Annotated in this window: 22 protein-coding genes and 1 pseudogene; 14 read left to right on the plus strand and 9 right to left on the minus strand. The window is 38.7% G+C overall.

The features are described 5' to 3' along the window. The first annotated feature begins 66 nt into the window (after positions 1-66). On the plus strand, positions 67-1,392 hold the full coding sequence (locus O1450_RS15030; RefSeq protein WP_269229069.1) for an OprD family outer membrane porin: 1,326 nt from the start codon (positions 67-69) through the stop codon (positions 1,390-1,392). 106 nt (positions 1,393-1,498) lie between these two features. Here O1450_RS15030 and ppa read toward each other — a convergent pair whose 3' ends face one another. Continuing rightward, positions 1,499-2,026: an inorganic diphosphatase gene (gene ppa / locus O1450_RS15035; RefSeq protein ID WP_046737873.1), complete on the minus strand. Its 528-nt coding sequence runs from the start codon at positions 2,024-2,026 to the stop codon at positions 1,499-1,501. A gap of 116 nt (positions 2,027-2,142) precedes the next feature. Next, positions 2,143-2,541 (minus strand): MAPEG family protein, encoded by a 399-nt coding sequence (locus O1450_RS15040; protein WP_087536524.1) that lies wholly within the window; start codon positions 2,539-2,541, stop codon positions 2,143-2,145. 151 nt (positions 2,542-2,692) lie between these two features. On the opposite strand from O1450_RS15040, the gene O1450_RS15045 reads away from it, so the two are divergent. Then, the gene (locus O1450_RS15045; RefSeq protein WP_269230480.1) at positions 2,693-3,085 is read left to right on the plus strand and encodes a hypothetical protein; all 393 of its coding nucleotides are present in this window, start codon (positions 2,693-2,695) and stop codon (positions 3,083-3,085) included. Positions 3,086-3,169: 84 nt separating this feature from the next. Here O1450_RS15045 and O1450_RS15050 read toward each other — a convergent pair whose 3' ends face one another. From O1450_RS15050 to O1450_RS15075, 6 genes are all read right to left on the minus strand, one after another. After that, positions 3,170-4,849, minus strand: coding sequence for an AMP-binding protein (locus tag O1450_RS15050; RefSeq protein ID WP_269229070.1), 1,680 nt, complete (start codon positions 4,847-4,849; stop codon positions 3,170-3,172). 156 nt (positions 4,850-5,005) lie between these two features. Then, positions 5,006-7,225 (minus strand): DNA topoisomerase IV subunit A, encoded by a 2,220-nt coding sequence (gene parC / locus O1450_RS15055; protein ID WP_269229071.1) that lies wholly within the window; start codon positions 7,223-7,225, stop codon positions 5,006-5,008. 367 nt (positions 7,226-7,592) lie between these two features. Then, positions 7,593-8,213, minus strand: coding sequence for a hypothetical protein (locus tag O1450_RS15060; RefSeq protein WP_269229072.1), 621 nt, complete (start codon positions 8,211-8,213; stop codon positions 7,593-7,595). 7 nt (positions 8,214-8,220) lie between these two features. Continuing rightward, positions 8,221-8,865 (minus strand): trimeric intracellular cation channel family protein, encoded by a 645-nt coding sequence (locus tag O1450_RS15065; RefSeq protein ID WP_087545102.1) that lies wholly within the window; start codon positions 8,863-8,865, stop codon positions 8,221-8,223. A 52-nt stretch (positions 8,866-8,917) separates the two neighbouring features. Continuing rightward, positions 8,918-9,400: a YchJ family protein gene (locus O1450_RS15070; RefSeq protein ID WP_269229073.1), complete on the minus strand. Its 483-nt coding sequence runs from the start codon at positions 9,398-9,400 to the stop codon at positions 8,918-8,920. Between the two features lie 84 nt (positions 9,401-9,484). Then, the gene (locus O1450_RS15075; RefSeq protein ID WP_269229074.1) at positions 9,485-11,071 is read right to left on the minus strand and encodes a TerC family protein; all 1,587 of its coding nucleotides are present in this window, start codon (positions 11,069-11,071) and stop codon (positions 9,485-9,487) included. A gap of 326 nt (positions 11,072-11,397) precedes the next feature. Here O1450_RS15075 and O1450_RS15080 point away from each other — a divergent pair, with 326 nt between their 5' ends. The 12 genes and pseudogenes from O1450_RS15080 (at position 11,398) to O1450_RS15135 (ending at position 21,858) form a co-directional block, all read left to right on the plus strand. Beyond that, entirely contained in the window at positions 11,398-12,024 is a 627-nt protein-coding gene (locus O1450_RS15080) for a TIGR00730 family Rossman fold protein (protein WP_269229075.1), read from the plus strand. A gap of 145 nt (positions 12,025-12,169) precedes the next feature. Further along, positions 12,170-12,405, plus strand: a pseudogene (locus O1450_RS15085) (hypothetical protein); the annotation flags it as partial. 43 nt (positions 12,406-12,448) lie between these two features. Next, complete coding sequence (locus tag O1450_RS15090) at positions 12,449-13,033, plus strand: hypothetical protein (RefSeq protein ID WP_269229076.1); 585 nt, start codon at positions 12,449-12,451, stop codon at positions 13,031-13,033. Between the two features lie 375 nt (positions 13,034-13,408). Next, complete coding sequence (gene mdtD / locus O1450_RS15095; RefSeq protein WP_269229077.1) at positions 13,409-14,806, plus strand: multidrug transporter subunit MdtD; 1,398 nt, start codon at positions 13,409-13,411, stop codon at positions 14,804-14,806. A gap of 157 nt (positions 14,807-14,963) precedes the next feature. Next, on the plus strand, positions 14,964-15,725 hold the full coding sequence (locus O1450_RS15100) for a glycoside hydrolase family 25 protein (RefSeq protein ID WP_269229078.1): 762 nt from the start codon (positions 14,964-14,966) through the stop codon (positions 15,723-15,725). A gap of 1 nt (position 15,726) precedes the next feature. Then, positions 15,727-16,782 carry a DNA polymerase IV gene (gene dinB / locus O1450_RS15105; protein ID WP_269230481.1) on the plus strand — a complete coding sequence of 352 codons (1,056 nt, stop codon included), beginning with the start codon at positions 15,727-15,729 and terminating at the stop codon, positions 16,780-16,782. A gap of 296 nt (positions 16,783-17,078) precedes the next feature. After that, positions 17,079-17,795, plus strand: a complete 717-nt coding sequence (gene creB, locus O1450_RS15110) for a two-component system response regulator CreB (protein ID WP_269230482.1) — start codon at positions 17,079-17,081, stop codon at positions 17,793-17,795. A gap of 14 nt (positions 17,796-17,809) precedes the next feature. Then, positions 17,810-18,217, plus strand: coding sequence for a hypothetical protein (locus O1450_RS15115; protein WP_269229079.1), 408 nt, complete (start codon positions 17,810-17,812; stop codon positions 18,215-18,217). 39 nt (positions 18,218-18,256) lie between these two features. Continuing rightward, complete coding sequence (creC, locus tag O1450_RS15120) at positions 18,257-19,684, plus strand: two-component system sensor histidine kinase CreC (protein ID WP_269230483.1); 1,428 nt, start codon at positions 18,257-18,259, stop codon at positions 19,682-19,684. A 75-nt stretch (positions 19,685-19,759) separates the two neighbouring features. After that, positions 19,760-21,163, plus strand: a complete 1,404-nt coding sequence (creD, locus tag O1450_RS15125; protein WP_269229080.1) for a cell envelope integrity protein CreD — start codon at positions 19,760-19,762, stop codon at positions 21,161-21,163. Positions 21,164-21,225: 62 nt separating this feature from the next. Further along, positions 21,226-21,423, plus strand: a complete 198-nt coding sequence (locus O1450_RS15130) for a hypothetical protein (RefSeq protein WP_034600758.1) — start codon at positions 21,226-21,228, stop codon at positions 21,421-21,423. 81 nt (positions 21,424-21,504) lie between these two features. After that, positions 21,505-21,858, plus strand: coding sequence for a RidA family protein (locus O1450_RS15135; RefSeq protein ID WP_269229081.1), 354 nt, complete (start codon positions 21,505-21,507; stop codon positions 21,856-21,858). A 4-nt stretch (positions 21,859-21,862) separates the two neighbouring features. Here O1450_RS15135 and O1450_RS15140 read toward each other — a convergent pair whose 3' ends face one another. Then, on the minus strand, positions 21,863-22,396 hold the full coding sequence (locus O1450_RS15140) for a DUF2726 domain-containing protein (protein ID WP_005218803.1): 534 nt from the start codon (positions 22,394-22,396) through the stop codon (positions 21,863-21,865). Positions 22,397-22,581 lie beyond the last annotated feature (185 nt).

Consider the following 22,581-nt stretch of genomic DNA (forward strand, 5'->3'; position numbering starts at 1 on the left):
AACTTATACAATTGGTCAAAATTTCGATTCTGACCGAAATTGATCTTATTTATTATGAGGCTACCTATGCCAAAGGCAAAAAAACTAACATTAGCGGTTTTGATTAATGCCGCATTGATCTCCTCAACATACGCAAGCGAACAAAGCGAAGCAAAAGGTTTTGTTGAAGATGCAAATGGTTCAGTATTGTTCCGCACAGGCTTTTTAAATCGTGATAAAAAAGACGGTTTAACAAATGATACAAGCTCAACAGCGCAAACTGCCATTTTTGATCTTCAATCAGGCTTTACAAAGGGTGTTGTTGGCTTTGGTGTTGGCGTAGTAGGTGATGCATCTTTCAAGCTTGGTGCGAATAAGAATACAGGTAATCAAATGATTCCTGTAGATGATCGTGGATTTGCTTATGATCATTGGGCTCGTGGTGGTGCCAATGTGAAAGCACGTATTTCCAACACAACCGTGACTTATGGTACACAGGTGTCAACACTTCCTGTCATGGCAAGTAATCAAGCCCGTTTAGTGCCTGAGTATTACACAGGTGTTTTCATTGAAAGTAATGAAATTCCAAATCTAAATGTGGTTGCAGGTAAATTCACAAAAAACCAAATGTCAAACCAAATTAGTACCGATAAAGATGTGACAGGTCAAGGGCTTGATCGTGCAGTAGTTTGGGGTGCTAAATATAAATTTAATGATCAACTCAATTCATCGTATTATGGCTTAGATGTTCAAGATAAGTTAGAACGTCATTATGCTAATGTAAACTTTACCCAAGGCTTAAAAGACAAGAGTACCTTAACACTTGATGCCATGGGTTATCATACAAAATGGGATAAAGATGCGCTCACTGATTCACATACCACAGATGATCTAGCAAACCGTAAAAACTCGATTTGGGCTGTTTCAGTGGGCTATGGCAAAGATGTACATAATGTCATGCTTTCTTATCAAGATAACACAGGTAATACTGGATATGACTATGGCTATAATGCTGATGGTTTACAAAGTATCTATGTCCCTAATTCCTATTTAGGTGACTTTAATGGTAATGATGAAAAATCTGTCGGGCTACAATATAACTACAACTTTAAAAATCACGGTTTACCTGGTCTAAACTGGACAACTGCATTTGTTTATGGTTGGGATATTGATATCGCTAAAATAACAGATCGCTCAAAAATCATTGACCAAGCCGAAGAACATGAGCTCTTTAACCAAGTCAAATATACAGTTCAAACAGGTACATTGAAAGATGCAAGCCTACGTGTTCGCTATTCTTACTTACGTTCAAGTGATACCTATAATAATGTTTCTGGTCAATATGTCAGCAATGTCATTGGCTCAACCAACGAATGGCGTATTTGGCTTGATATTCCTGTGAAATTCTTCTAATTCACAGCTTTATTTAAGTCATAAAAAAACCTCCATTCAATTGAATGGAGGTTTTTTTATCAGCTAGACTTTAAATCATAAAATCTAGCTGAATCTATTCAGAAAATTACTTCTTAGCAGCTTCGATTGCTTTTAATACTTCAGCTTTCGCAACGTCAGCACCTTCCCAACCACTGATTTTTACCCATTTACCAGGCTCTAAATCTTTATAGTGAGCAAAGAAGTGCTCAACTTGGCTAATCAATAAAGGTGGAAGATCTGTATATTCTTTCACATCTTTATAGAGAGGAGATAACTTCTCATGTGGAACTGCGATGAGTTTCGCATCGATACCACCATCATCTTCCATTTTTAATTTACCCACTGGGCGGCAACGGATGACTGAACCCGCAGCAACAGGATGTGGAGTTACAACAAGTACGTCTAATGGGTCGCCATCTTCAGATAATGTATTTGGTACATAACCATAGTTAGCTGGGTAGAACATTGCTGTACCCATAAAACGGTCTACAAATAACGCATCAGAATCTTTATCGATTTCGTATTTGATTGGCGCTGCATTTGCAGGAATCTCAATGATGACATAGATGTCATTTGGTGCGTCTTTACCCGCAGGAATATTGCTATAACTCATATCAACACTCGTTTATCTTGTGAACTTAGATGTAAATCCGACAGATTATAGCGTGAATACTATAAAAATGATGCTAGATATGCTGAGCGTTAATGAATTTTATACTCAACATCGATTTAGGTCAGTTTAATCGTAATCACAAACAGTAAAATTGGACAAAATATTGAAAAAAACCAAATAATCGAACGTAAAGTAGCTAGATTCGCTAAATAACAGATGCCATAAATAATGCGAAATATAATATACGCCCAGCCTAAGCTCAGAATAAATTTCTCAGGCACAACCATATATTCAGCCATTAAAATTGCAGCGATAAATAAGGGTAAACTTTCAAAACTATTCTGTTGTACTGCATTGGCTCTTGCAGCTAGACCTGTCGTTTTCGCCAAAAAATCACGCGGATTCTGATTATCCTTTGCTTGGAAGCCACCTTTTGCTTTTGCAATTAAGGTAAAAACATATGGCAATAAACACGCAACGATAAGAATCAATATAATGCCGCTAATACCTTGCATGCTGATATCCATCATTTGAAGTTCTTGTGATCATGCTATCATAACTTATAATTTATCAAACTTTCATTTGTGCTTGTTCAACAAGCACTGCTTTTATATATTCTGCTAGTTTTAAAAGTAGTTTTCTTTGATTCAATCTCAAGGTCATGTTATGCCAGCTCAAGATCAAAACAAATTGTTTGATGTTCTTGCTCAACAACGACAGCATCAGCTTTTAGTTGACCGCGTTCTCAAAGTAGTGTTGCCCATCATCGCATTTCTACTCAGCGTGATTTGTGCAAACCTCAATTGGCAATCAACTTTGGGGACTTTCGCGATTCTCACACTTGCATTTTATGCGGTTGGAATTAAAAGGCTCACACTTTGGTATTGGCTAACGATAGTTGTTCTCTACGTTTTTGCGGACAATTACTTCAGCTTTAATGGAATTGACCCAATTCGGTTACGTTTTCAACTTGCGACCATGCTTGTATTTGTCGGCATTGTCGGTATTGGACGGCCTTATATTGATCGTTGGTTGATGAAATCAAATAATACTCAATAAGCCCAAATAAAAAAAACGCCACAATTGTGGCGTTTTTTTATTTCCAATAGCTCCCTTATTTTAAACGGAGGCTAAGTGGGATTCTTAAGCTGGTTTACGTAAATCTTTACGTAAGATCTTACCTACGTTCGATTTTGGTAGATCATCCATAAACTCAACATAACGTGGGCATTTATAGCCTGTTAAGTTTTGTTTTGCATAAGCAATAATTTCTTCAGTTGTTAATGAAGGATCTTTTTTCACGATGAATAATTTAGGCACTTCACCTGATTTTTCATCTGGCACACCAATCGCAGCAACTTCCAATACTTTTGGATGCTTCGCAATCACTTCTTCAATTTCACTCGGGTAAACGTTAAAGCCTGAAACCAAGATCATATCTTTTTTACGGTCTACAATTTTGAAATAACCGCGTGAATCCATGACACCAACATCACCCGTACGGAAGAAACCGTCTTTGGTCATGACTTTCTCAGTTTCATCAGGACGATTCCAGTAGCCTTTCATTACCTGTGGGCCACGAATCGAAATTTCACCCTGCTCACCAAATGCCACTTCGTTACCATCATCATCAAGTAAAGCAACTTCAGTCAATGGTAATGGGATACCAATCGTGCCGCTAAACTCAGTCGTTGCAGGAGGGTTTGCTGTTGCAACTGGTGAAGTCTCAGACAAGCCATAACCTTCAATGATGATGGTGCCTGTTACTTTTTTCCACGCTTCAGCAGTCGATGGCAATACCGCCATACCACCACCCATTGCCATCTTCAATTTGCTATGGTCAAGCTGTTTGAATTCTTCGTTGTTCACTAAGGCATTAAACAAGGTGTTTACTGCTGGGAAGAAAGAAGGTTGGTATTTACGCAATTCGCCAACGACTGCTGGTAGGTCACGTGGGTTCGGAATCAAGATATTCGCTTGACCTTTATACATACCGTAAAGCGCGCACACCATGAATGCAAAGATGTGATAAAGCGGTAACGCACAGACGATACGCTCATCTTTTGAACCATCACCTTCACCAAACTTGCTTGAGAAGATGGCTTCACATTGCAAAAGGTTTGACACAAGGTTACGGTGCGTCAGTTCAGCACCTTTAGAAACACCTGTCGTACCGCCCGTATATTGCAGTACAGCCGTGTCACTTAAAGTCAGGCTTGGACGTTTGTAGTTGCTTGGGCTCACCTTGTTCAACGCAGTATTGAACTTCACATGGCCAGGGATGCTCCATGCTGGAATTTGTTTACGTACTTTGCGTAAAACGAAGTTTACAATTGTACCTTTCAGTGTACCGAGCATGTCACCGACAGAAGCAACCACAACATGCTTCACTGGTGTTTTACCAATAATACTTTGATAAACACTAGCAAAGTTTTCGATGATTACAAGAGCTTCTGCACCTGAGTCATTTAACTGATGCTCAAGCTCACGTGAAGTATAAAGTGGGTTTACATTGACCAATACTAAGCCTGCACGGAATACGCCGAGAGCAACTACTGGATATTGAAATACGTTCGGCATCATCACCGCAACGCGTGTCCCTTTAGCCAAACCAAGGCCTTGTAAATAAGTCGCAAACTTACGACTAGCGACTTCTAATTCATTGTACGTTAAAACTTTATCCATGAAGATAAAGGCATCACGTGAACCAAATTTTTGGAAATTGCGTTCAAAAATATCAACAAGTGAGGTGTTTTCAGCAGGCAGCGCAACTGTTTCTGGAATTCCTGTCTTTTGGTATTCTGCAAACCAAATCTTTTCCATAATGCCATTATCTCCGAGTAGTAATCCTTAAAAATGTAACGACGTTACTTTCCATGACAAAACTTTTTTTTAACTTTTGAAATTGCCCTGTCAATCTATTCAAATAATATGAATACCTTGTCATATATAACGTATTTTTATCACAGAATACTAGCCTTATCTCTGAATGAGGAGTCTATTTGCTTTTTGATATCCCCGTGGTAAAAGTTGCCCCTTTGTTGCTCTTTTTCCTATATATTTTTGGAGATCATCCCCTTTCAGTTTAAGGTGTTGTTGTCCTGCAGCGACTTGGATTATTTCATCTAAACTAAGTGTTGTCATGGATAAAATTTGCTCTTTTTCATCAAGTTGTATCAACTTGTTACCTTTTCCTTTATTTAGAATCGGTAATTCAGCTAAATCAATAATCAATAACCGCCCTGATGAACTCAGGATTGCAACATGTGTGGCTTGTTGAATTGGCAATAAAGGTAAAGCTGTTGCCTGATCTGCGACTGTCAAAAAGGCTTTACCTGCTTTAGCATTCGTATCTAACTGCGCCGCTTGCGTTTTAAATCCATATCCATTTGAACTGACAGCAAGTAACTCATTACTGTCTTCATCAACAAATACTTGAATAAATGACACGCCGCTAGCTGGTGCAAGTTTCGAACTCAATGGCTCGCCTAAGCCACGTGCAGAAGGGAGACTACTAATCGGCAGCGCATAACTCCGCCCTGTTTCATCTAAAAAGTAGACACGTTGATTGGTTTTTCCGACTGCATGACTCAAATATTGATCACCTGCACGGAAATTTAGATTTGCTGCATCAACATCACCACCTTTGGCAGCTCTCACCCAACCTGCTTCTGATAAGACCACAGTTACCGTTTCCGCAGGCATTAAATCTTGTTCTTTGATTTGTACCGCATCTGCACGAGTAACAATCGGTGAACGGCGATCATCGCCAAACTTTTTCGCGTCTTCTTTTAACTCACCAATAATTAAATTCTTCAATGATTCAGGATTTGCAAGTTGCTCGCGAATAATGGCAGCTTTTGCTTCCAGTTCTTCTTGTTCACGGCGGATTTCCATTTCTTCAAGTTTAGCCAAATGACGAAGCTTGAGCTCCAAAATCGCTTCAGCCTGAATATCATCTATCGCAAAGTGCTGTATCAAAACAGGTTTTGGCTGATCTTCTTCACGAATAATCCGAATTACAGTATCAATATCTAAATAAGCAATTAAAAGACCTGCCAAAATGTGCAAACGCTTTTCGATTTTAGTTAAATGGTATTGCAAACGGCGCGTTACGGTTTGCTTACGGATCTCAATCCATTCCAACAAAATACGGCGAATCGATTTGACTTGCGGACGACCATCTGCACCAATCATGTTTAGATTGACACGATAGCTTGATTCTAAATCAGTGGTTGCAAATAAATGGCTCATCACAGTTTCAGCATCTACACGATTAGAACGTAATACAATGACTAAGCGTGTTGGATTTTTATGATCTGATTCATCACGAATATCTGCCACCAAAGGTAACTTTTTCGCAATCATCTGATCCGCAATTTGCGTGACGACTTTTGAACCTGAAACTTGATAAGGTAGTTCAGTAATCACAATCTCATTTTTTTCGACCGTATACACTGCACGCGCACGATAGCTACCACGCCCTGTGGTTTGGATTTTTAGTAATTCTTCTGGTGGTGTAATGATTTCAGCTTTGGTCGGTAAATCGGGGGCTGGAATATATTCTGCTAATTTTTCATCAGTGGTTTCAGGATTTCGAATCAGTGCAATCGTGCCTTTGACCACTTCACGTAAGTTATGCGGTGGAATATCGGTTGCCATCCCTACCGCAATACCCGTAGTACCGTTCAGTAGAATATTGGGAATACGTGCAGGCAAAGTAATCGGTTCTTTCATCGAACCATCAAAGTTATCTTGCCATTCACTAGTACCCTGTCCAAGTTCGCTCAGTAATAATTCACTATAAGCAGACAGTTTGGCTTCGGTATAACGCATTGCAGCAAATGACTTAGGGTCATCAGGTGAACCCCAGTTGCCTTGACCTTCAATCAATGGATAACGGTAGCTGAATGGCTGTGCCATTAACACCATCGCTTCATAACAGGCTAAGTCACCATGCGGATGATATTTACCGAGTACATCACCAACAGTACGTGCTGATTTCTTGGGCTTACCAGTGGATTTTAAGCCCAGCTCACTCATTGCATAGACAATACGACGTTGTACAGGTTTTAAACCATCGCTGATATGCGGCAGTGCACGATCCATAATCACGTACATGGCATAATTTAAGTAAGCTTGTTCTGTGAATTCGGCTACGGAGCGGTTTTCGGTTGCATGATGTGCAAGGCTGGTCATTTCAGCAAGTCATCCAAAATCATTGTTATCGTCAATGTTTTGTATGCTATGTGGATGAAAGCATTGTGACAAGTGCTTGTTGTTGTTTAAACGTCAAATGGTGTCTTAACAAGATTATTTTAAAACCAGATTCGTTATGATTAGAAAAAATGTACAGATTGCAAAAGGTATATACAGTTTTCGATGTTCTTGAGTTTCTTCTTTGAATAGGAGCATTAGCCCCATAATCACACCAAAGAGACTCACATCATGTAGAATATTAAAAAAATCGAATTTAAATCTATAATTGGTATTTGCATAAATAATCAGCAATAAAATAAAAATTCTTCTTTCGTACATAAAACCTTCTTATCAAAATCATTGTAAATTATAAGTTTCCATAAAAGACCAAATATTCAGCATCTTTTAATTGTTGCTCTAACCAAGTTATAACCTCTTGCAAAAAATTTTTGAGAGGTTGATCATAAGTCTCAATTTCTTTGATTTTTTTAATAATAATTTGACAATTCAGACAATCAATAAAGTTATGTCCACAAATATCGAAACTTTGATCTTCAGTATAAATTGGATTTTCTAAAGGGAATACACCATTAAATATATCCAATAAATGCTTAAAATCATCTAAAGGAATAAATGCTCGTTGTTCTCTTTGATCTATCGGTTTAGGCTCTTTCCAAACAAAAATTCCAATCTCACCACTGATCTTTTGTTTATTCACACCTGTTGTAAAAATCACTGTACTTGGTTCACGTTGTATGGAATGAATCCTGCTTAATGCCTTTTCAAGGTTACAAGCAAATGCCTGATATTGTGTTTGCGCAAGTATTGGTTCGCATTGGGTCATCTCAACCAATTTTTCAATATTATCTTTATGGAAATTAATTATTGCGGCAGGTACATCATTTTGGTTTTCTTTTAAAAGCTTTATCGCATATGTAAGTGGAATAGAGAGTTCTTTTCTTATTTGCTCAATTTTCTCTCTATCCATTTTAGTCTCAATGCTCATCTGTTGAAGAAGCAGATTCCGCATCATCTTCTTTATAAATAAATTTCGGCATTTCCAAACCAAAATAAATGGCAATTACACGTAAAGTAAAACCAAATACTAAGGTGAAAATCACGGTAAGATCGTGCTGCAATCCAATCTCTAAACAGACCCAATAACAGATCACTGCAACAAAAGAAATACTAGCGTACAACTCACGGCGGAACACTAAAGGCACATCGTTACACAAAATATCACGCAAAATACCGCCCGATACCCCTGTTAACACGCCTGCCACCGCAGAAACTACAAAACCATGACCCATCGACAATGCAATTTGACAGCCGATGATGGTAAAACCAATTAAGCCCATAGCATCAAGCAATAGAAACACGCTACGTAAATGTTTCATCCATTTGGCAATAATAATCGTGACAAATGCAGCACAACACGTCAGAACCAAATACTCAGGATGCTTCACCCAAGTTAAAGGATAATGTCCTAATAAAACATCTCGAACTGAACCACCACCCAATGCTGTTACACAGGCAATCAGTGTCACACCGAACCAATCCATACTACGGCGACCTGCTGATAACGCCCCTGTCATCGCTTCCGCAGTAATGGCTATAATATAAATCACGGTGAGTAACATCTGCCGACATCCCTAAATCAGGCATCAAAGTGTGCGCTATTTTAAGGTAAACTTAGATGAATTGTGCACAACATTGTTTAAATTTTTTCCCTGAACCACAAATACAGGACTGTTTCATGGTGATTTGCATATCCAAGGTTGGATCAAGAAAGTACCAGTGTTGTTGATGCAAAACAAAATGTGAAATTTCATGATGAATATGCGCCTGTTTGTCACCCTGATTTTTATCACAGTAATGCGCTTTGAACTCTACCAAGGCATGGGTTTTATCTAGTTTTGGCTGGTGCTGCACGACTTCTAATTTTAGCCACTGATTGGATTGACTCCAATCTGCAATTGCATCTCGATCCAAAGCAGCTTGCTGCCCCAAAGCGGTGGTTTGCAAAATATAATCAATCTGTTGTAAAGCAAAAGCACTGTAACGCGAACGCATTAATTGCTCTGCATTTTGAGCAAATTGTTGTTTCAAATGCAAAGGCTGGCAGCATGTTACATATAGTCCATTTCCACATGGGCAATTGTCTGTCGATGTCATTTCAATACTCAAATAAAAATAGCCTTGAGCAAAACGACCGCAATCACGATCGTAAAACTCAGAGGCTATTTAAAATAAACTTAATTATTTATCGGCTAACTTTTCTTTGGCAATAATACGCACTTTTTCAATCTTGTGCCCATCCATTGTAACAACTTCAAAGCGATAGCCATCAGCTTCGACCATTTCCCCATTTTCAGGTAAACGACCTAAATGGAATAACACATAACCAGATAAAGTTGAATACTCTTCACTTTCATCAACCAGATCTTTACCTAATAACAGTGATACATGGCGAATGTCAGTTGAACCTTCTAATAACATTGAACCATCATCCAAACTGGCAGCCACAGCTTCCAATTCATCTTCGTCAGGGAATTCACCTGCGATAGCTTCTAACACATCAATCGGTGTGGCAATTCCTTCAATTGAACCATATTCATTCAGTACAATTGCCAACTGCAATGGTGCTTGACGTAATTGTTCCATCACCATCAAGACTTGCGCATTTTCATGCACAATAACGGGTTCACGTAGGTGTTTGCTGAAATCAATTGATCCAGTTTCAATGTATTCATTGAGTACTTTATGAGTTAATACAATACCTTCAATATTATCTAACTCACCACGCGCAATAATCAACCGCGAATGGGTCATTGCCATTAAACGTTCTTTCAATTCTGCTGGATCAGCGTCTAGGTCTAACCATTCTAATTCAGGACGTGGTGTCATTACCGACTTTACAGGTCGTTCAGATAATCCTAAAACCCCTTGTACGAGTACACTGTGGTAAACACCGTTGTCTTCATCAAACACTTCGTTGGCATAGGCTTGAGTTGCGAGAACATCACCCACTTCTTTATTTTGCCCTTCTGAACTGCCATTACCTTTGTTTCCAAGCATACGCAATACTGCTGATGCGGTACGGTAACGTAGATCTGTCGTCGTGACTAATTTCTCTTGATTACGACGCATGGTCTGGTTGACCATTTCAACTAATACAGAGAAACCAATCGCAGCGTATAAGTAGCCTTTCGGAATATGGAAACCAAAGCCTTCAACCACCAATGAGAAACCAATCATCATCAAGAAGCCAAGACACAGAATGACCACTGTTGGATGCTTATTGACGAAGTCCATGAGAGGTTTTGCTGCCAACAGCATAATACCTACAGCAATAATCATGGCGAGCATCATGACACTTTGGTGCTTCACCATACCAACCGCAGTAATCACACTATCTAAAGAGAAAACTGCATCCAAAACGACAATCTGAACAATAACCATCCAGAAAGTCGCATGTACAGGATTTTCTTCTTTATGCGTTTGATGACCCTCAATTCGCTCATGCAGCTCCATGGTTCCCTTAAATAATAAGAACACACCACCGAATAATAGAATCAGGTCTCGTCCAGAGAAAGCATGATCGAACACATAAAATAATGGTTCAGTCAGCGTTACCACCCATGCAATGGCAGCGAGTAATCCCAAACGCATTAATAAAGCGAGAATCAAGCCGACTCTACGAGCAGTATCACGTTGTTCTGGCGGGAGCTTTTCTGCTAAAATTGCAATAAAAACAAGGTTATCAATACCCAGTACAATTTCTAGTACCACTAACGTTGCTAAACCTACCCATGCAGAAGGGTCAGACATCCATTCGAACATCATTAAAATGACTCCTCTGCAAAATCAGCAATATCGTTATTAAATTGAACATTTAAAAGATCGGCACAAACAGCCAAAACATTTTTTTTAGGAAATAAGATCAAAGCGGAGCGACAACAACCACTACTCATAGAGGGACATAAATTAATAAAAGGATTTTCAGTATAGGCAAGATTTCATCGAAATTCATCTATTTTATGTGGATGATGTTTTCAAATTCTTTCTAAAGTTTGTAAAAGCACATTGTATGTAAAGTGTGCATTAAACTGTCATAAAAGTCATTTAGCCTAGACAAGCACAATGAAAATGATAAGGTGAAAATAAACCAAATGAATAGCGTATTTAGAATGACAGATAAAAAAACCATTTCTTCTACTCCCAGAAAAACCACTCAATCTCTGATTGCTTTATATTGCGGTTCTCGTACAGGCAACAAACCCATTTATCGAGATAAAGCCATCGAACTTGCTCAACATATCGCAAATCAAGGTTTTGGAATTGTCTATGGCGGTGCCAGTATTGGTTTAATGGGACAAGTTGCAGATACTGTATTGGAACATAGCGGTGAAGTTGTCGGTGTGATTCCTGAATTTATGTTGGACTACGAAATTGCGCACAATAAATTAACGGAGTTGCATGTCGTCCAAACCATGCATGAGCGTAAAGCTTTAATGGCTGAACGTGCCAGTGCTTTTATTGCTTTACCTGGTGGTTTAGGTACTTTTGAAGAGATTTTAGAAATAGCGACTTGGGGACAACTCAATCAGCATCAAAAACCGATCATCATTTATAACGTTAATCATTTCTATGATGCACTGATTGCACAACTGGATCATGCGGTAGAAGAAGGTTTTTTACCTCCGCAACATCGTGCCAAAGTGATTATTTGTCAAAGTCTAGATGAAATTTTCAACGTTATTCAAAACCTAAAAACACCAAAACAATTTGTGATTTAACTCTAAATTTTGTTGAAACGGATCAGTCTGATCCGCTCTCTTTAATGTCCGCCTATTGTGTATTGACTGGGCAAACTGTGGTTGAACCACCTAACTTATTAGCCACGACTAATTTTTATGGATCTTTGACAGCTTCAAAGTAAATCACAGTGGCATTGAATTTGCCTGTAGAGAACGTCATATTAACGGTATAGAATCCTTTTCGGGCTATGCGAAAAAATGGCTCAGCAAGTTTAATGGAATTGACAAGAAGATGTTTTATTTGCATCTTAAAGAGACGGAGTATCGCTTCAATCATCGGCATGATACTTTATCCTCGATTTGCTTAAATGACTCCGTAACAACCCTCTTTCACGTCCTAACCCCCAATTTTATTCGTAACTAGTATTGTTAAATACCATACTCTGGTTATTTGAAGGATAAAATGAAAAAACTATTATTATTAAGCGTGATATTATTAGCAGCTTGTAATAAACAAGATGAGCCTAGTGTTGAGCCATCAAAAGCCACCATCATTCCTTATGTAAAAAAGCACCATGCTAAATCTGACCCACCAGCCCAGCTTGATTTCCTTCAAGTTGTCATTAGCAGTTTTCCAAATGCGCAAGCAAGCTATAACAGCAATGCGACAGAGCTAAGACTTTTATCTAAGCATATCCCTTCTGATAGTAAATTTAAGACCTATGAGAACTGGTATAGTATTAAAATTACGAGAAATATAGACTCAGAAAATTGGAGTAATTTTCTTGTTGAAATACGAGATAATCAAAGTTATGAACAATCAAAAACTGATGCTTTTAATGCCTGCAAAGATGTTTGGCGAAATATAGATCACCGTGTACCGACTGTGATTAATGAGTTGGCAAGTAGAATTAATAAATATGGAAAAAATAGTTCTTCCGCAACGGCTCAGCATATTATCCGCTATGGTTATCTTTTTAATTTAGATGCAAGTCATTTTAATGATGGTTATCCTGTATCTTGTTCTATTTCATACAATAACAAATAAACGGAAGCCTTTCCATATGACATCATCATTTGATGATGTTTTAGTTATGGGCAAAAATACATTTTATCTGGACTCAGTCTAAGCCGCGTGGTTGGACTTCAAGCAAGGAGTGCAGCAATCGTAAAGCGTGCAATCGAGATCATTAAACAAGATTTTATAGTCATTAAAAGTGTGCATTCAAAATAGCAATCCTTTCTTAACTACAGCAATTGAAAAACGAATTTATCTCGGTGCACATCAATATAACGAAGTACTCTAATCTTTGAACTCAATGACACTTTAATGTCAGTTCCATGACCACTCTTTGACAATTTTGGTCTTTATTTCCAATAGGGTTGCATTAAACTAGAACCGATTTCTTATGTGTCAGAACTCATGACAACGACAACACACCAAGCTGTACAGCCCGAATTTCGATGGTTGGTCATATTGGTTTCGATTGGCTTTTTTATGCAAGCCCTAGACACCACCATCGTCAACACGGCAATACCAGCCATGGCTGTTCAGCTTCATGAAAATCCATTACAAATGCACAGCGTAATTGTCGCTTATGTATTATCTGTTGCAGCCTGTATTCCCTTGAGTGGCTGGTTAGCCGATCGTTTTGGGATTCGTAATATTTATCTCAGCTCTATGGTGATTTTCAGCTTGGCATCATTAGGATGCGGCTTGTCTCAAAATCTAGAACAACTCCTGTTTTTCCGTGTGATTCAAGGCATCGGTGGTGCATTGCTGATGCCTGTAGGCCGTTTGGCTTTATTAAAGCTAATTCCACGCTCCCAATTTCTTTCAGCCATGAGTCTCATGAGTCTTGCGGGTCTCATTGGCCCACTGATGGGCCCTACTTTAGGAGGCTGGTTGGTTGAGGTGGCCACATGGCATTGGATTTTTCTGATTAATCTTCCGATGGGTATTCTTGGTATGATCATGACATTGAAAATCATGCCGAATCAGAAAGAGCCAACGGTCAAAGCATTCGATTTAAGCGGTTTTATTTTACTCATGGTGGCAATGGTGGGGCTGTCTTTAGGGATTGAAAATATTGCTGCATCACAATATTCAAATCTTGTGAGTATCAGCTTATTGTTGATTGGTATAATTGCCACAGTTAGCTATGCCTATCATGCGCATACCCATCAAATTGCGCTATTTCATGGGCGTCTATTCCGTTACAAAATCTTCTCGATCGGTGTATTAGGTAATTTCTTTGCGCGTTTAGGCAGCAACGCAATTCCGTTTATTTTACCCCTCATGCTGCAAGTTGCTTTTGGCTTCGAACCGTTCGTTACAGGATTGATGATGATTCCGATGGTACTCGGTTCATTATTTTCCAAGCCCATTATTCGCCCATTGATTCAACGTGTGGGGTATCGTCGTTTTCTACTCACCAATACCGTTTTAGTCGGACTGTGTATCGCCAGTTTCTCGTTAATGACCGCAATAACGCCACTTTGGCTGAAAGTCTTGCATCTGTTTCTCTTTGGTACGTTGAACTCACTACAATTTGTGGGCATGAATACCCTGACTCTGAAAGATTTGCCACAACACGATGCAAGTAGTGGTAATAGCTTTTTATCAATGATTATGATGCTGTCTATGAGTATTGGTGTCGCAATGGCAGGCACATTGATTAATCTATTCAGTCAGCATTTTCCAACAACATCAATCACGACCGCTTTCCATGCCACCTTGATTACACTGGGTTGTATGAACATCATTACTGCAATCATCTTTTGGCAGATCCCGAAAGAAACTACGGATGAGTCTCCATAACAGAATGTCTAGGATTACTCTCAATACATCATGTAAATTTGTGGAACAATTGAGCCATCAGATGATCAATCTAAAAGCTAAACCGAGTACAATCAATGTATGATCCATACTGTAAATCTAGCACTCAACTCGATATTGCATAGTACAAAACCTCATTATGGCAAAGAAAATACCAAAGTATCCACTCTCTCAGTATTATCCAGCACTGACTAGTATTGCTTTAACAGTGATGCTTGGGCTTGTGAGTTATTTCGGTGTGTTCTATCAACAAAAAGCCGTAGCACAAGATTATTCAATCCGTGGATTTGATGTTTCACATCATCAAGGTGAGATTAACTGGAAAAAAATCTCTCCGATGCAATATCAATTCGTGTATCTCAAAGCCACTGAAGGCGGTGATTTTAAGGATCGTAACTTTCAGCAAAACTGGCTTAAAGCACGTGAAAGAGGTTTACATGTCGGTGCGTATCACTTCTACCGTCTCTGCCGTGATGGCACCGTTCAGGCTGAAAATTTTATCGCTACTGTGCCAAAGAAAGCAGATGCCTTACCGCCTGTGATTGATCTTGAATATGACAGTAATTGCATTAATACCTATACCAAAGAACAGTTACTCAAAGAAATTCAGATCATGAATGATCAACTCCATAAACATTATGGCAAACAACCTATCTTTTATATTTCTAAGACTTTTTATCACATTGTACTCATGGGTAGTTTTAGCAATACCCCGTTATGGGTGAGAGATTATGAGGGTAAACCTGAACTCAAAGATGGACGACAATGGCTATTTTGGCAGCATAGCCAAAGTGGAAAGATAGATGGGATTCCCAAACCTGTCGATCTGAATGTCTATGCAGAATCGCCAAAACAGTGGCGAATCTTTTTAAAACAACAAGGCATCGTAGATGCCAAATGAGCTGCGCAAAATCATCCATATTGATATGGATGCCTTTTATGCATCGGTTGAACTCAGAGAACGCCCTGATCTCAACGGCTTACCTGTGGTGATTTCATCTCATCATCCGCGTGCGGTGATTGCAGCAGCATCGTACCCCGCTCGTGTCTTTGGTCTACGCTCTGCCATGTCGATGGGGCAAGCTAAAAAGCTCTGCCCACAAGTTATGGTGATTGAGCCTAATTTTGAAAAATATCGTGAAGTCTCAGCACAAATTCATCAAATTTTCCAACAATATACCCCCCTGATTGAGCCCTTATCTTTAGATGAAGCTTATTTGGATGTCACTGAAAATTTAAAGAATATTCCTAGTGCGACTGAAGTCGCGGCAGAAATTCGCGCTGATATTTTTGCGGTGACAGGACTCACTGCATCCGCTGGTGTAGCACCCAATAAATTTTTGGCAAAGATTGCCTCTGATTGGAACAAACCCAACGGTTTATTTGTGATTAAGCCCCATCAGGTACTCAATTTTATTCAGGATTTAGCCCTCAATAAAATTCCAGGAGTCGGTAAAGTCACACACGAAAAATTGAATCAGTTGAATTTACATACGCTCGGTGATCTACAAAAGATCGAAGAAAATGTCCTGATTCATCATTTTGGAAAATACGGCAAACAACTATATTTATATGCTCAAGGGATTGATCATCGTCCCGTCAAAGCAGAGCGAGAACGCCAACAAATTTCAAAAGAGATTACCTTTGACGATGATTACACACTTGAGCAATGTCGTCACACATGGCAGCCCCTAGCTGAACAAGTATGGCGAAGTTTGAATAAGAAACAACTCACGGCTCGCGGTGTGAGCGTCAAACTAAAATTAAAAAATTTTCAGGTCTTACAGCACAGTAAAAGCTTCAAGCAGGCATTACAATCTGAACAAGACTTAGCACAAGTGGTTTTGCAATTGCTCAATGAAATGCATATTGACCCTACGTTTCAATTCCGTTTAGTCGGCGTAGGCGTCTATCAATTACAACCCTTGCAGCAAGAATCACAGCTTTCTTTATGGTAGTGTCGTTTTTTTACACAAAAGCACGATTCAGACTAAAATTTATGTTTGCTTTTTATTCGGTTTTCAGTACTCTAAGCGGCGCAGTAACTTTATCCTTGTTGCTTGCCCTTGCTAAAGAAATCCTCGCTTTTAGCATTTGCTCCTGTGGTTGGCGTGACGATCAAATCCGAATATTACAGGGCACTTCAGGTGTCCTTTTCTTATTTGTCTTTTATAAAAATTCTGAATACGGCTTTCCTCTTTCCTGACTTCAGTTAAACTAACAACATAAAATTAGAAAATATTGATTACTGATCATTATGAATCAAAAACAAATTCTCTGTATTGAAGACGAAGCCGCAATTGTGTTGCCACTACGTTATGCGCTTGAACGTGAAGGTTGGAGTGTCAGTTGGGCAAGTACAGGAACGCAAGCACTCGAATTACTTGCGCAACAGACTTTTGATTTTATTATTTTAGATGTGGGTTTACCTGATCTCAATGGTTTTGAAGTCTGCAAACAACTGCGTCAAAAATATCAAACACCTTTATTATTTTTAACCGCGCGTGATGATGAAATTGATCGTGTGGTCGGTTTAGAAATCGGGGCTGATGATTATTGTACTAAGCCTTTTAGCGCACGAGAAATTGTGGCAAGAATTAAAGCAATATGGCGCAGAATGGAAGTACAAACGCAAAATATTCCACCACAACCACCAATCATTCAAACAGAAATTACGCTACACTCTGCCACTTGGATGTGTAATCCACAATCTCTACAAATTCAATATCATGGGCAAATGCTGCAACTGACACGATATGAATATCGTTTGTTGTTTTTACTCATTCAGCATCCAGAACAAGTGTTTAGTCGTCAGCAACTCATGGATCATATTTGGGAACATCCTGAGCATAGTTTAGAACGGACGGTAGATACACATATCAAAAGTTTAAGGCAAAAGCTTAAACAGATTACCCCCGATGATCCGATTCGGACACATCGAGGGTTTGGGTATAGTTTAAAAAATAATTAATTATGGATTAGCAAATGAATAAAACTATAATTCAAAACCCATCAAATTTATTCACTCTATGGCAACATGACAAGAAGCTAGCTTTAATCACATTTTTACTTTTTCATATTGTTTTTTTAGGCTTTTGTTTAAGAGAATATTTAACAAATTCACATGAACGTTATTATCCAATTTCTAGTAATATTGGACGTTTTGTATATTACCCAAACTTTTCTCTAAATTGGTCAATCATTCTATTTTTAGCGGTATTCTTTTTATTTTGTCCAACACGCATCTTTAACAAGATTTCATTCTGCTTTTATAGCATTGCTTTTATTTACTTTATGGGATTTTTTCTCTTTTTTGTTGGATCATTCTTTGGCATAAGCTTCTTTACATTTTACAGTCTATTATCCATTCCTTCGCAGAAAGAAACCGCTTAAATGTCCATCTTTATTCGCATTTGGTTTTTCTTTAGCTTGGTGGTGGTACTGAGTCTCAGCTTTATTGCCTATACCCTGACCCAACAAGTCAAACCCAATGTACGACAAGTGGTTGAAGATACACTGGCTGAAAATGCCAATATTATTGCGCAACTGATTGCCGAAGATGTACATCAACAACAGGTCAATACCCCTGAGTTCGATCAGAAGATTCAAGCTGCTTTATCACGTCAACTTGATGCGACGATTTGGCAACATAAAAAAGATGAAATTAACCAACAACTATATATTACCAATCAACAGGGGATTGTCATCTACGATTCCGAAGGACAAGCTGTTGGGCAAGATTATTCTAAATGGAATGATGTTTACCTAACGCTACGTGGCAAATACGGCGCACGCTCTACTGCAACCGATCCTAATGATCGAAGTAGCAGCGTCATGCACATTGCTGCACCCATTATCTATAAACAACAATTGCTCGGTGTGGTGAGTATCGGGAAACCAAATCAATCCGTACAACCTTATATTGAACGTGCCGAACAACAACTCATTCATCAAGCCTTATGGATTGCAGCGCTCAGCTTATTACTTGCCAGTATGGTGGCTTATTGGCTCAAACATAGTATCGACCGAGTACGACGCTATGCCCAAGCGCTCGCGCCTGTGAATCAAGCACCGTTTTTCTATTCAGCCAAAGAACTGAATCAAGTGACACAAGCCCTCAGTGACATGCGAGAAAAACTGGAAGATCGTGCTTACGTCGAAAACTATGTCAATACACTCACTCATGAGCTAAAAAGCCCACTGACTGCCATTCAAGCCAGTGCAGAATTATTACAGGATGATCTACCTTTAGAAGATCAACAGCAGTTTGCAACACATATTGTGCAACAAGGTCAGCGTCTACAATCATTAATCGAACGCATGCTATTACTGACGCGGCTCGAAAAAAATCAGCATGTTTTAGAATTTCAAATGCTCGATCTAAGCACGCTGATTCAACAATGTTTTCAGCAACAACAAAGCGCATTACAGCGTAAAAAAATACAGGTGCAACTTGACCTTCCTGAGCATTGCTCAATCTATGCTGATCCATTTTGGCTAAAGCAAGCCCTCAACAATCTATTGGATAATGCGAGAGATTTCTGCCCTGAACAAGGCTTGATTGCAGTTCAAGTGAAAGAACATAGCGTTACGAACAGTATTGAAATTTCCTTATTTAATGAAGCTGAAGCGATTCCTGAATACGCCTTAAAGCGTGTTTTTGAGACTTATTTTTCGCTGCCACGCCCGCATAATCAACAACGAAGTACAGGAATTGGTCTTAGCATCGTGCAGCAAATTATTCAGCAACATCAAGGCAAAATTAGCATTCAAAATATCTCAAAAAATACTCTCGATTTCTTAGGAAATCATAGTTCTGGCGTACTGGTCACACTGACACTTCATACAAACTTCACATAAGCTTCAAGCGGAACTCATCCGAAGCGCATCTCAATTCAGGATACTTGTCATATCACAATGACAATGGATTCCACCATGCGCCGTAATTTTATTAACCTCAAAATAGGAGCAATTCTGTTTCTGATTTTGGTCTTTTATATTGGTCTTTTCTTTATTTCCAACTTGGTGACTGAACGCCAAAGCTATCAACAACAAGTCATCAAAGATATTGCCAATGAACAAATCCGACCACAGCAAGTCATTGCACCTTATTTAAAACTTCCTTATCAAATGCAAACCAAATGTACCAATGAAGAAAAGAAGACTTATGATTGTACTCAAACCGTTTTTGTTACTTTAGGAGCAGAAACAGCAGACTGGACAGCACAATTTGACGTATCAGACAGCACTTACAAGCGTAATATTTATAAAGCCATCAGCTATCAAAATACGATGTCTGGTAAGGGAGTATTTAAAGCGGTCGGCAATGAATCTCAACGCAACTATCTCTGGGATCAGGCTGAAATTATTTTCCCGATACAGGATGCACGTGGGTTAAATGCCAAACCCATGTTTAATATTGATGGTAAAGCCTATAAATTCGACTTTGCTGAACAAAGCCAAGGTCAACAAGGCTTTGATCTGATGCATATCACAGCAAAACAATATCCTGAGTTAGTCCAAAAATTTCAACAAGGGTTTAAATTCAATCTGCAATTCAAGCTAGAAGGACTGAATAAATTTACATTTCTTCCCACTAGTAATGAAATGACCTATCAAGCCGCAGGTAACTGGGGCGATGTCAAATATGATGGACAAAGTTTGCCGTTTCAAAAGCCCCGTAAAAAACAACAATTTCAAGCGAACTGGAAGAATATCGCTTTAGGCAAACGTAATTTAGACAGCATTTCCATGTGTGAAAACAGCCAGTGCTTTTATCAACTTCTAAACAATCAAAGCTACCCTGTCAGTGCTGTAGATGCTGCCTATGCTGCTAAAGATACATCTACAACCAATGTTTCAGGGATTTCTACTCAATTTATAGAACCTGTAAATATCTATACCCAAACTGATCGCGCGATTAAATATGGCATCATGATCATTATTATTACCTTTGGGTGCTTCTTCTTATTCGAGGTTTTAAAAAGCCTTAAAATTCACCCTATCCAATATGCGTTAGTCGCTATGGCTCAAGGCGTGTTCTTTGTATTATTACTTTCAATCAGTGAATATTATGCGTTTGCATGGGCTTATCTAGTCGCTGCAATTGCCTGTATCAGTTTAATTACATGGTATTTGTACTTTGTTGTTCAAGGTTATAAAGCAGCATTACTATTTGGTCTTTTGCTGAGTACGCTATACGGCATGATGTATCTACTTCTGCAATCTAGCGGTAAAACCTTTTTATTTGGTTCTATTCTTTCCTTCATTCTTATCGCCTGCGTCATGTTTATTACTCGTCATGTCAATTGGTATCAATCAGAACAACAAACCATATAAATCGAATTGGGCGAAATTCTCATCTCGCCCAAGCACTGAATCATATTGATAGGAATAAAATGATGTACCAAACTACTTATTCAGCATTAAGCCAAATAAAACAACTCTGCCCAATGCACAGTTCTATCGCAACTTGTCTAAATCGGCTACGCCAAGCCAAAATCCAATTTCTTAACCTCGGTAATATGATTATTTGTCCACAACAACATTGTATTTTGTTTTTTCAACAGCGTAATTTAATGGAAATAGAAACTTATTGAGTTTGGTTTAAACAAAATTACACAGCGACAAAATGTCATCAAGTACAATTCTAGTTATCCATTTTAATTAGGTAATTCTTTATGACTGTGCAAAGACTGCATGTCACTTCACGTTATTGCGAAGTCGCAATTTCAGGAAATTTAGTTCATTTGGCAGGTCAACTGGCAGATGATACCAGTACCGATGTTACTGCACAGACACAACAAACTTTAGATAATATCGATCGTTTACTCGCAGAAGCAGGTACAGACAAAACAAATATTTTATCTGTCCTTATTTTTCTAAAAGACATTGAACAAGATTATGCAGCAATGAATGCGGTTTGGGATGCATGGATTGCTGAAAGTCATCCCCCAGCACGTACCTGCGTAGAATCTAAACTGTATACACCAGATGTTTTAGTCGAAATGACCGTAACAGCAGTACGTCCATAATCAATTAAGATGATTTTGCTGCTAGAACATTATATTTCATAACCCGTTCCGTTTGCGGCATTGTGGTTGCTGTAATTGAAACAGGCATGATCGGTTCAAATAGATCAGGAACTAAGTTCTCACGTAACTCCTGCTCCGTTGGAATACTGCTATAGCGCAATACTCGATAACCCGCTAATTCTAATAAGCTGTCTTGATAATGCTTTTGATGTAGACGATTCACATATGACTCGTCTGCAATCTCAATAATTGCAAGCACTTGGTGTTGCTGATCGAGTACGACAAAATCAGCAACTAAACCTTGATATTTACGGCGCGTATGCGCAAATTTTGTTGTTAATAGCGCATCAAAAGAAACATGCGCCAAAATCGTATGACGAGGTAATACAGCTTGTAAACGCATCAAAGTAATTTGCTCAGAAATATTGAGAATACCACGGCGTTTTAATGGACTATCTTGACGCCGATTAGGATGTAGGCGTCGAAACACAAGTGCTGTAATCAACAGCAATCCAACTATTGTTATGAAATAATACATTTCTAACGAATCCCTTTAGATTTTTTATAATCATTTTGGCTTTGAGCCATTTTTTTAATCAGTAATAACGATAGTTAAAGTCATTTTAGCAGTGTAACTTAAATTTTTTTAATCGCGTTTCCCTCGTCGACCAAAGTCGTAAAAGCATCCTGCATCTATATTTATAATCATCAGTAGGCAAATAT

It is taken from the genome of Acinetobacter sp. TR11 (genome assembly GCF_027105035.1).
In the GTDB taxonomy this organism is placed as follows: Bacteria; Pseudomonadota; Gammaproteobacteria; order Pseudomonadales; family Moraxellaceae; genus Acinetobacter.

Excerpts from the sequence above, each read along its gene's own strand:
- parC (WP_269229071.1), bottom strand. The coding sequence starts at position 7,225 with ATGACCAGCCTTGCACATCATGCAACCGAAAACCGCTCCGTAGCCGAA.
- creD (WP_269229080.1), top strand. The coding sequence starts at position 19,760 with ATGCGCCGTAATTTTATTAACCTCAAAATAGGAGCAATTCTGTTTCTG.
- O1450_RS15050 (WP_269229070.1), bottom strand. The coding sequence starts at position 4,849 with ATGGAAAAGATTTGGTTTGCAGAATACCAAAAGACAGGAATTCCAGAA.
- O1450_RS15075 (WP_269229074.1), bottom strand. The coding sequence starts at position 11,071 with ATGATGTTCGAATGGATGTCTGACCCTTCTGCATGGGTAGGTTTAGCA.
- O1450_RS15040 (WP_087536524.1), bottom strand. The coding sequence starts at position 2,541 with ATGCAAGGTATTAGCGGCATTATATTGATTCTTATCGTTGCGTGTTTA.
- O1450_RS15140 (WP_005218803.1), bottom strand. The coding sequence starts at position 22,396 with ATGTATTATTTCATAACAATAGTTGGATTGCTGTTGATTACAGCACTT.
- O1450_RS15080 (WP_269229075.1), top strand. The coding sequence starts at position 11,398 with ATGAATAGCGTATTTAGAATGACAGATAAAAAAACCATTTCTTCTACT.
- O1450_RS15060 (WP_269229072.1), bottom strand. The coding sequence starts at position 8,213 with ATGGATAGAGAGAAAATTGAGCAAATAAGAAAAGAACTCTCTATTCCA.
- O1450_RS15070 (WP_269229073.1), bottom strand. The coding sequence starts at position 9,400 with ATGACATCGACAGACAATTGCCCATGTGGAAATGGACTATATGTAACA.
- ppa (WP_046737873.1), bottom strand. The coding sequence starts at position 2,026 with ATGAGTTATAGCAATATTCCTGCGGGTAAAGACGCACCAAATGACATC.
- O1450_RS15045 (WP_269230480.1), top strand. The coding sequence starts at position 2,693 with ATGCCAGCTCAAGATCAAAACAAATTGTTTGATGTTCTTGCTCAACAA.
- mdtD (WP_269229077.1), top strand. The coding sequence starts at position 13,409 with ATGACAACGACAACACACCAAGCTGTACAGCCCGAATTTCGATGGTTG.
- O1450_RS15135 (WP_269229081.1), top strand. The coding sequence starts at position 21,505 with ATGACTGTGCAAAGACTGCATGTCACTTCACGTTATTGCGAAGTCGCA.
- O1450_RS15115 (WP_269229079.1), top strand. The coding sequence starts at position 17,810 with ATGAATAAAACTATAATTCAAAACCCATCAAATTTATTCACTCTATGG.
- O1450_RS15100 (WP_269229078.1), top strand. The coding sequence starts at position 14,964 with ATGGCAAAGAAAATACCAAAGTATCCACTCTCTCAGTATTATCCAGCA.
- O1450_RS15065 (WP_087545102.1), bottom strand. The coding sequence starts at position 8,865 with ATGTTACTCACCGTGATTTATATTATAGCCATTACTGCGGAAGCGATG.
- O1450_RS15030 (WP_269229069.1), top strand. The coding sequence starts at position 67 with ATGCCAAAGGCAAAAAAACTAACATTAGCGGTTTTGATTAATGCCGCA.
- O1450_RS15130 (WP_034600758.1), top strand. The coding sequence starts at position 21,226 with ATGTACCAAACTACTTATTCAGCATTAAGCCAAATAAAACAACTCTGC.
- O1450_RS15090 (WP_269229076.1), top strand. The coding sequence starts at position 12,449 with ATGAAAAAACTATTATTATTAAGCGTGATATTATTAGCAGCTTGTAAT.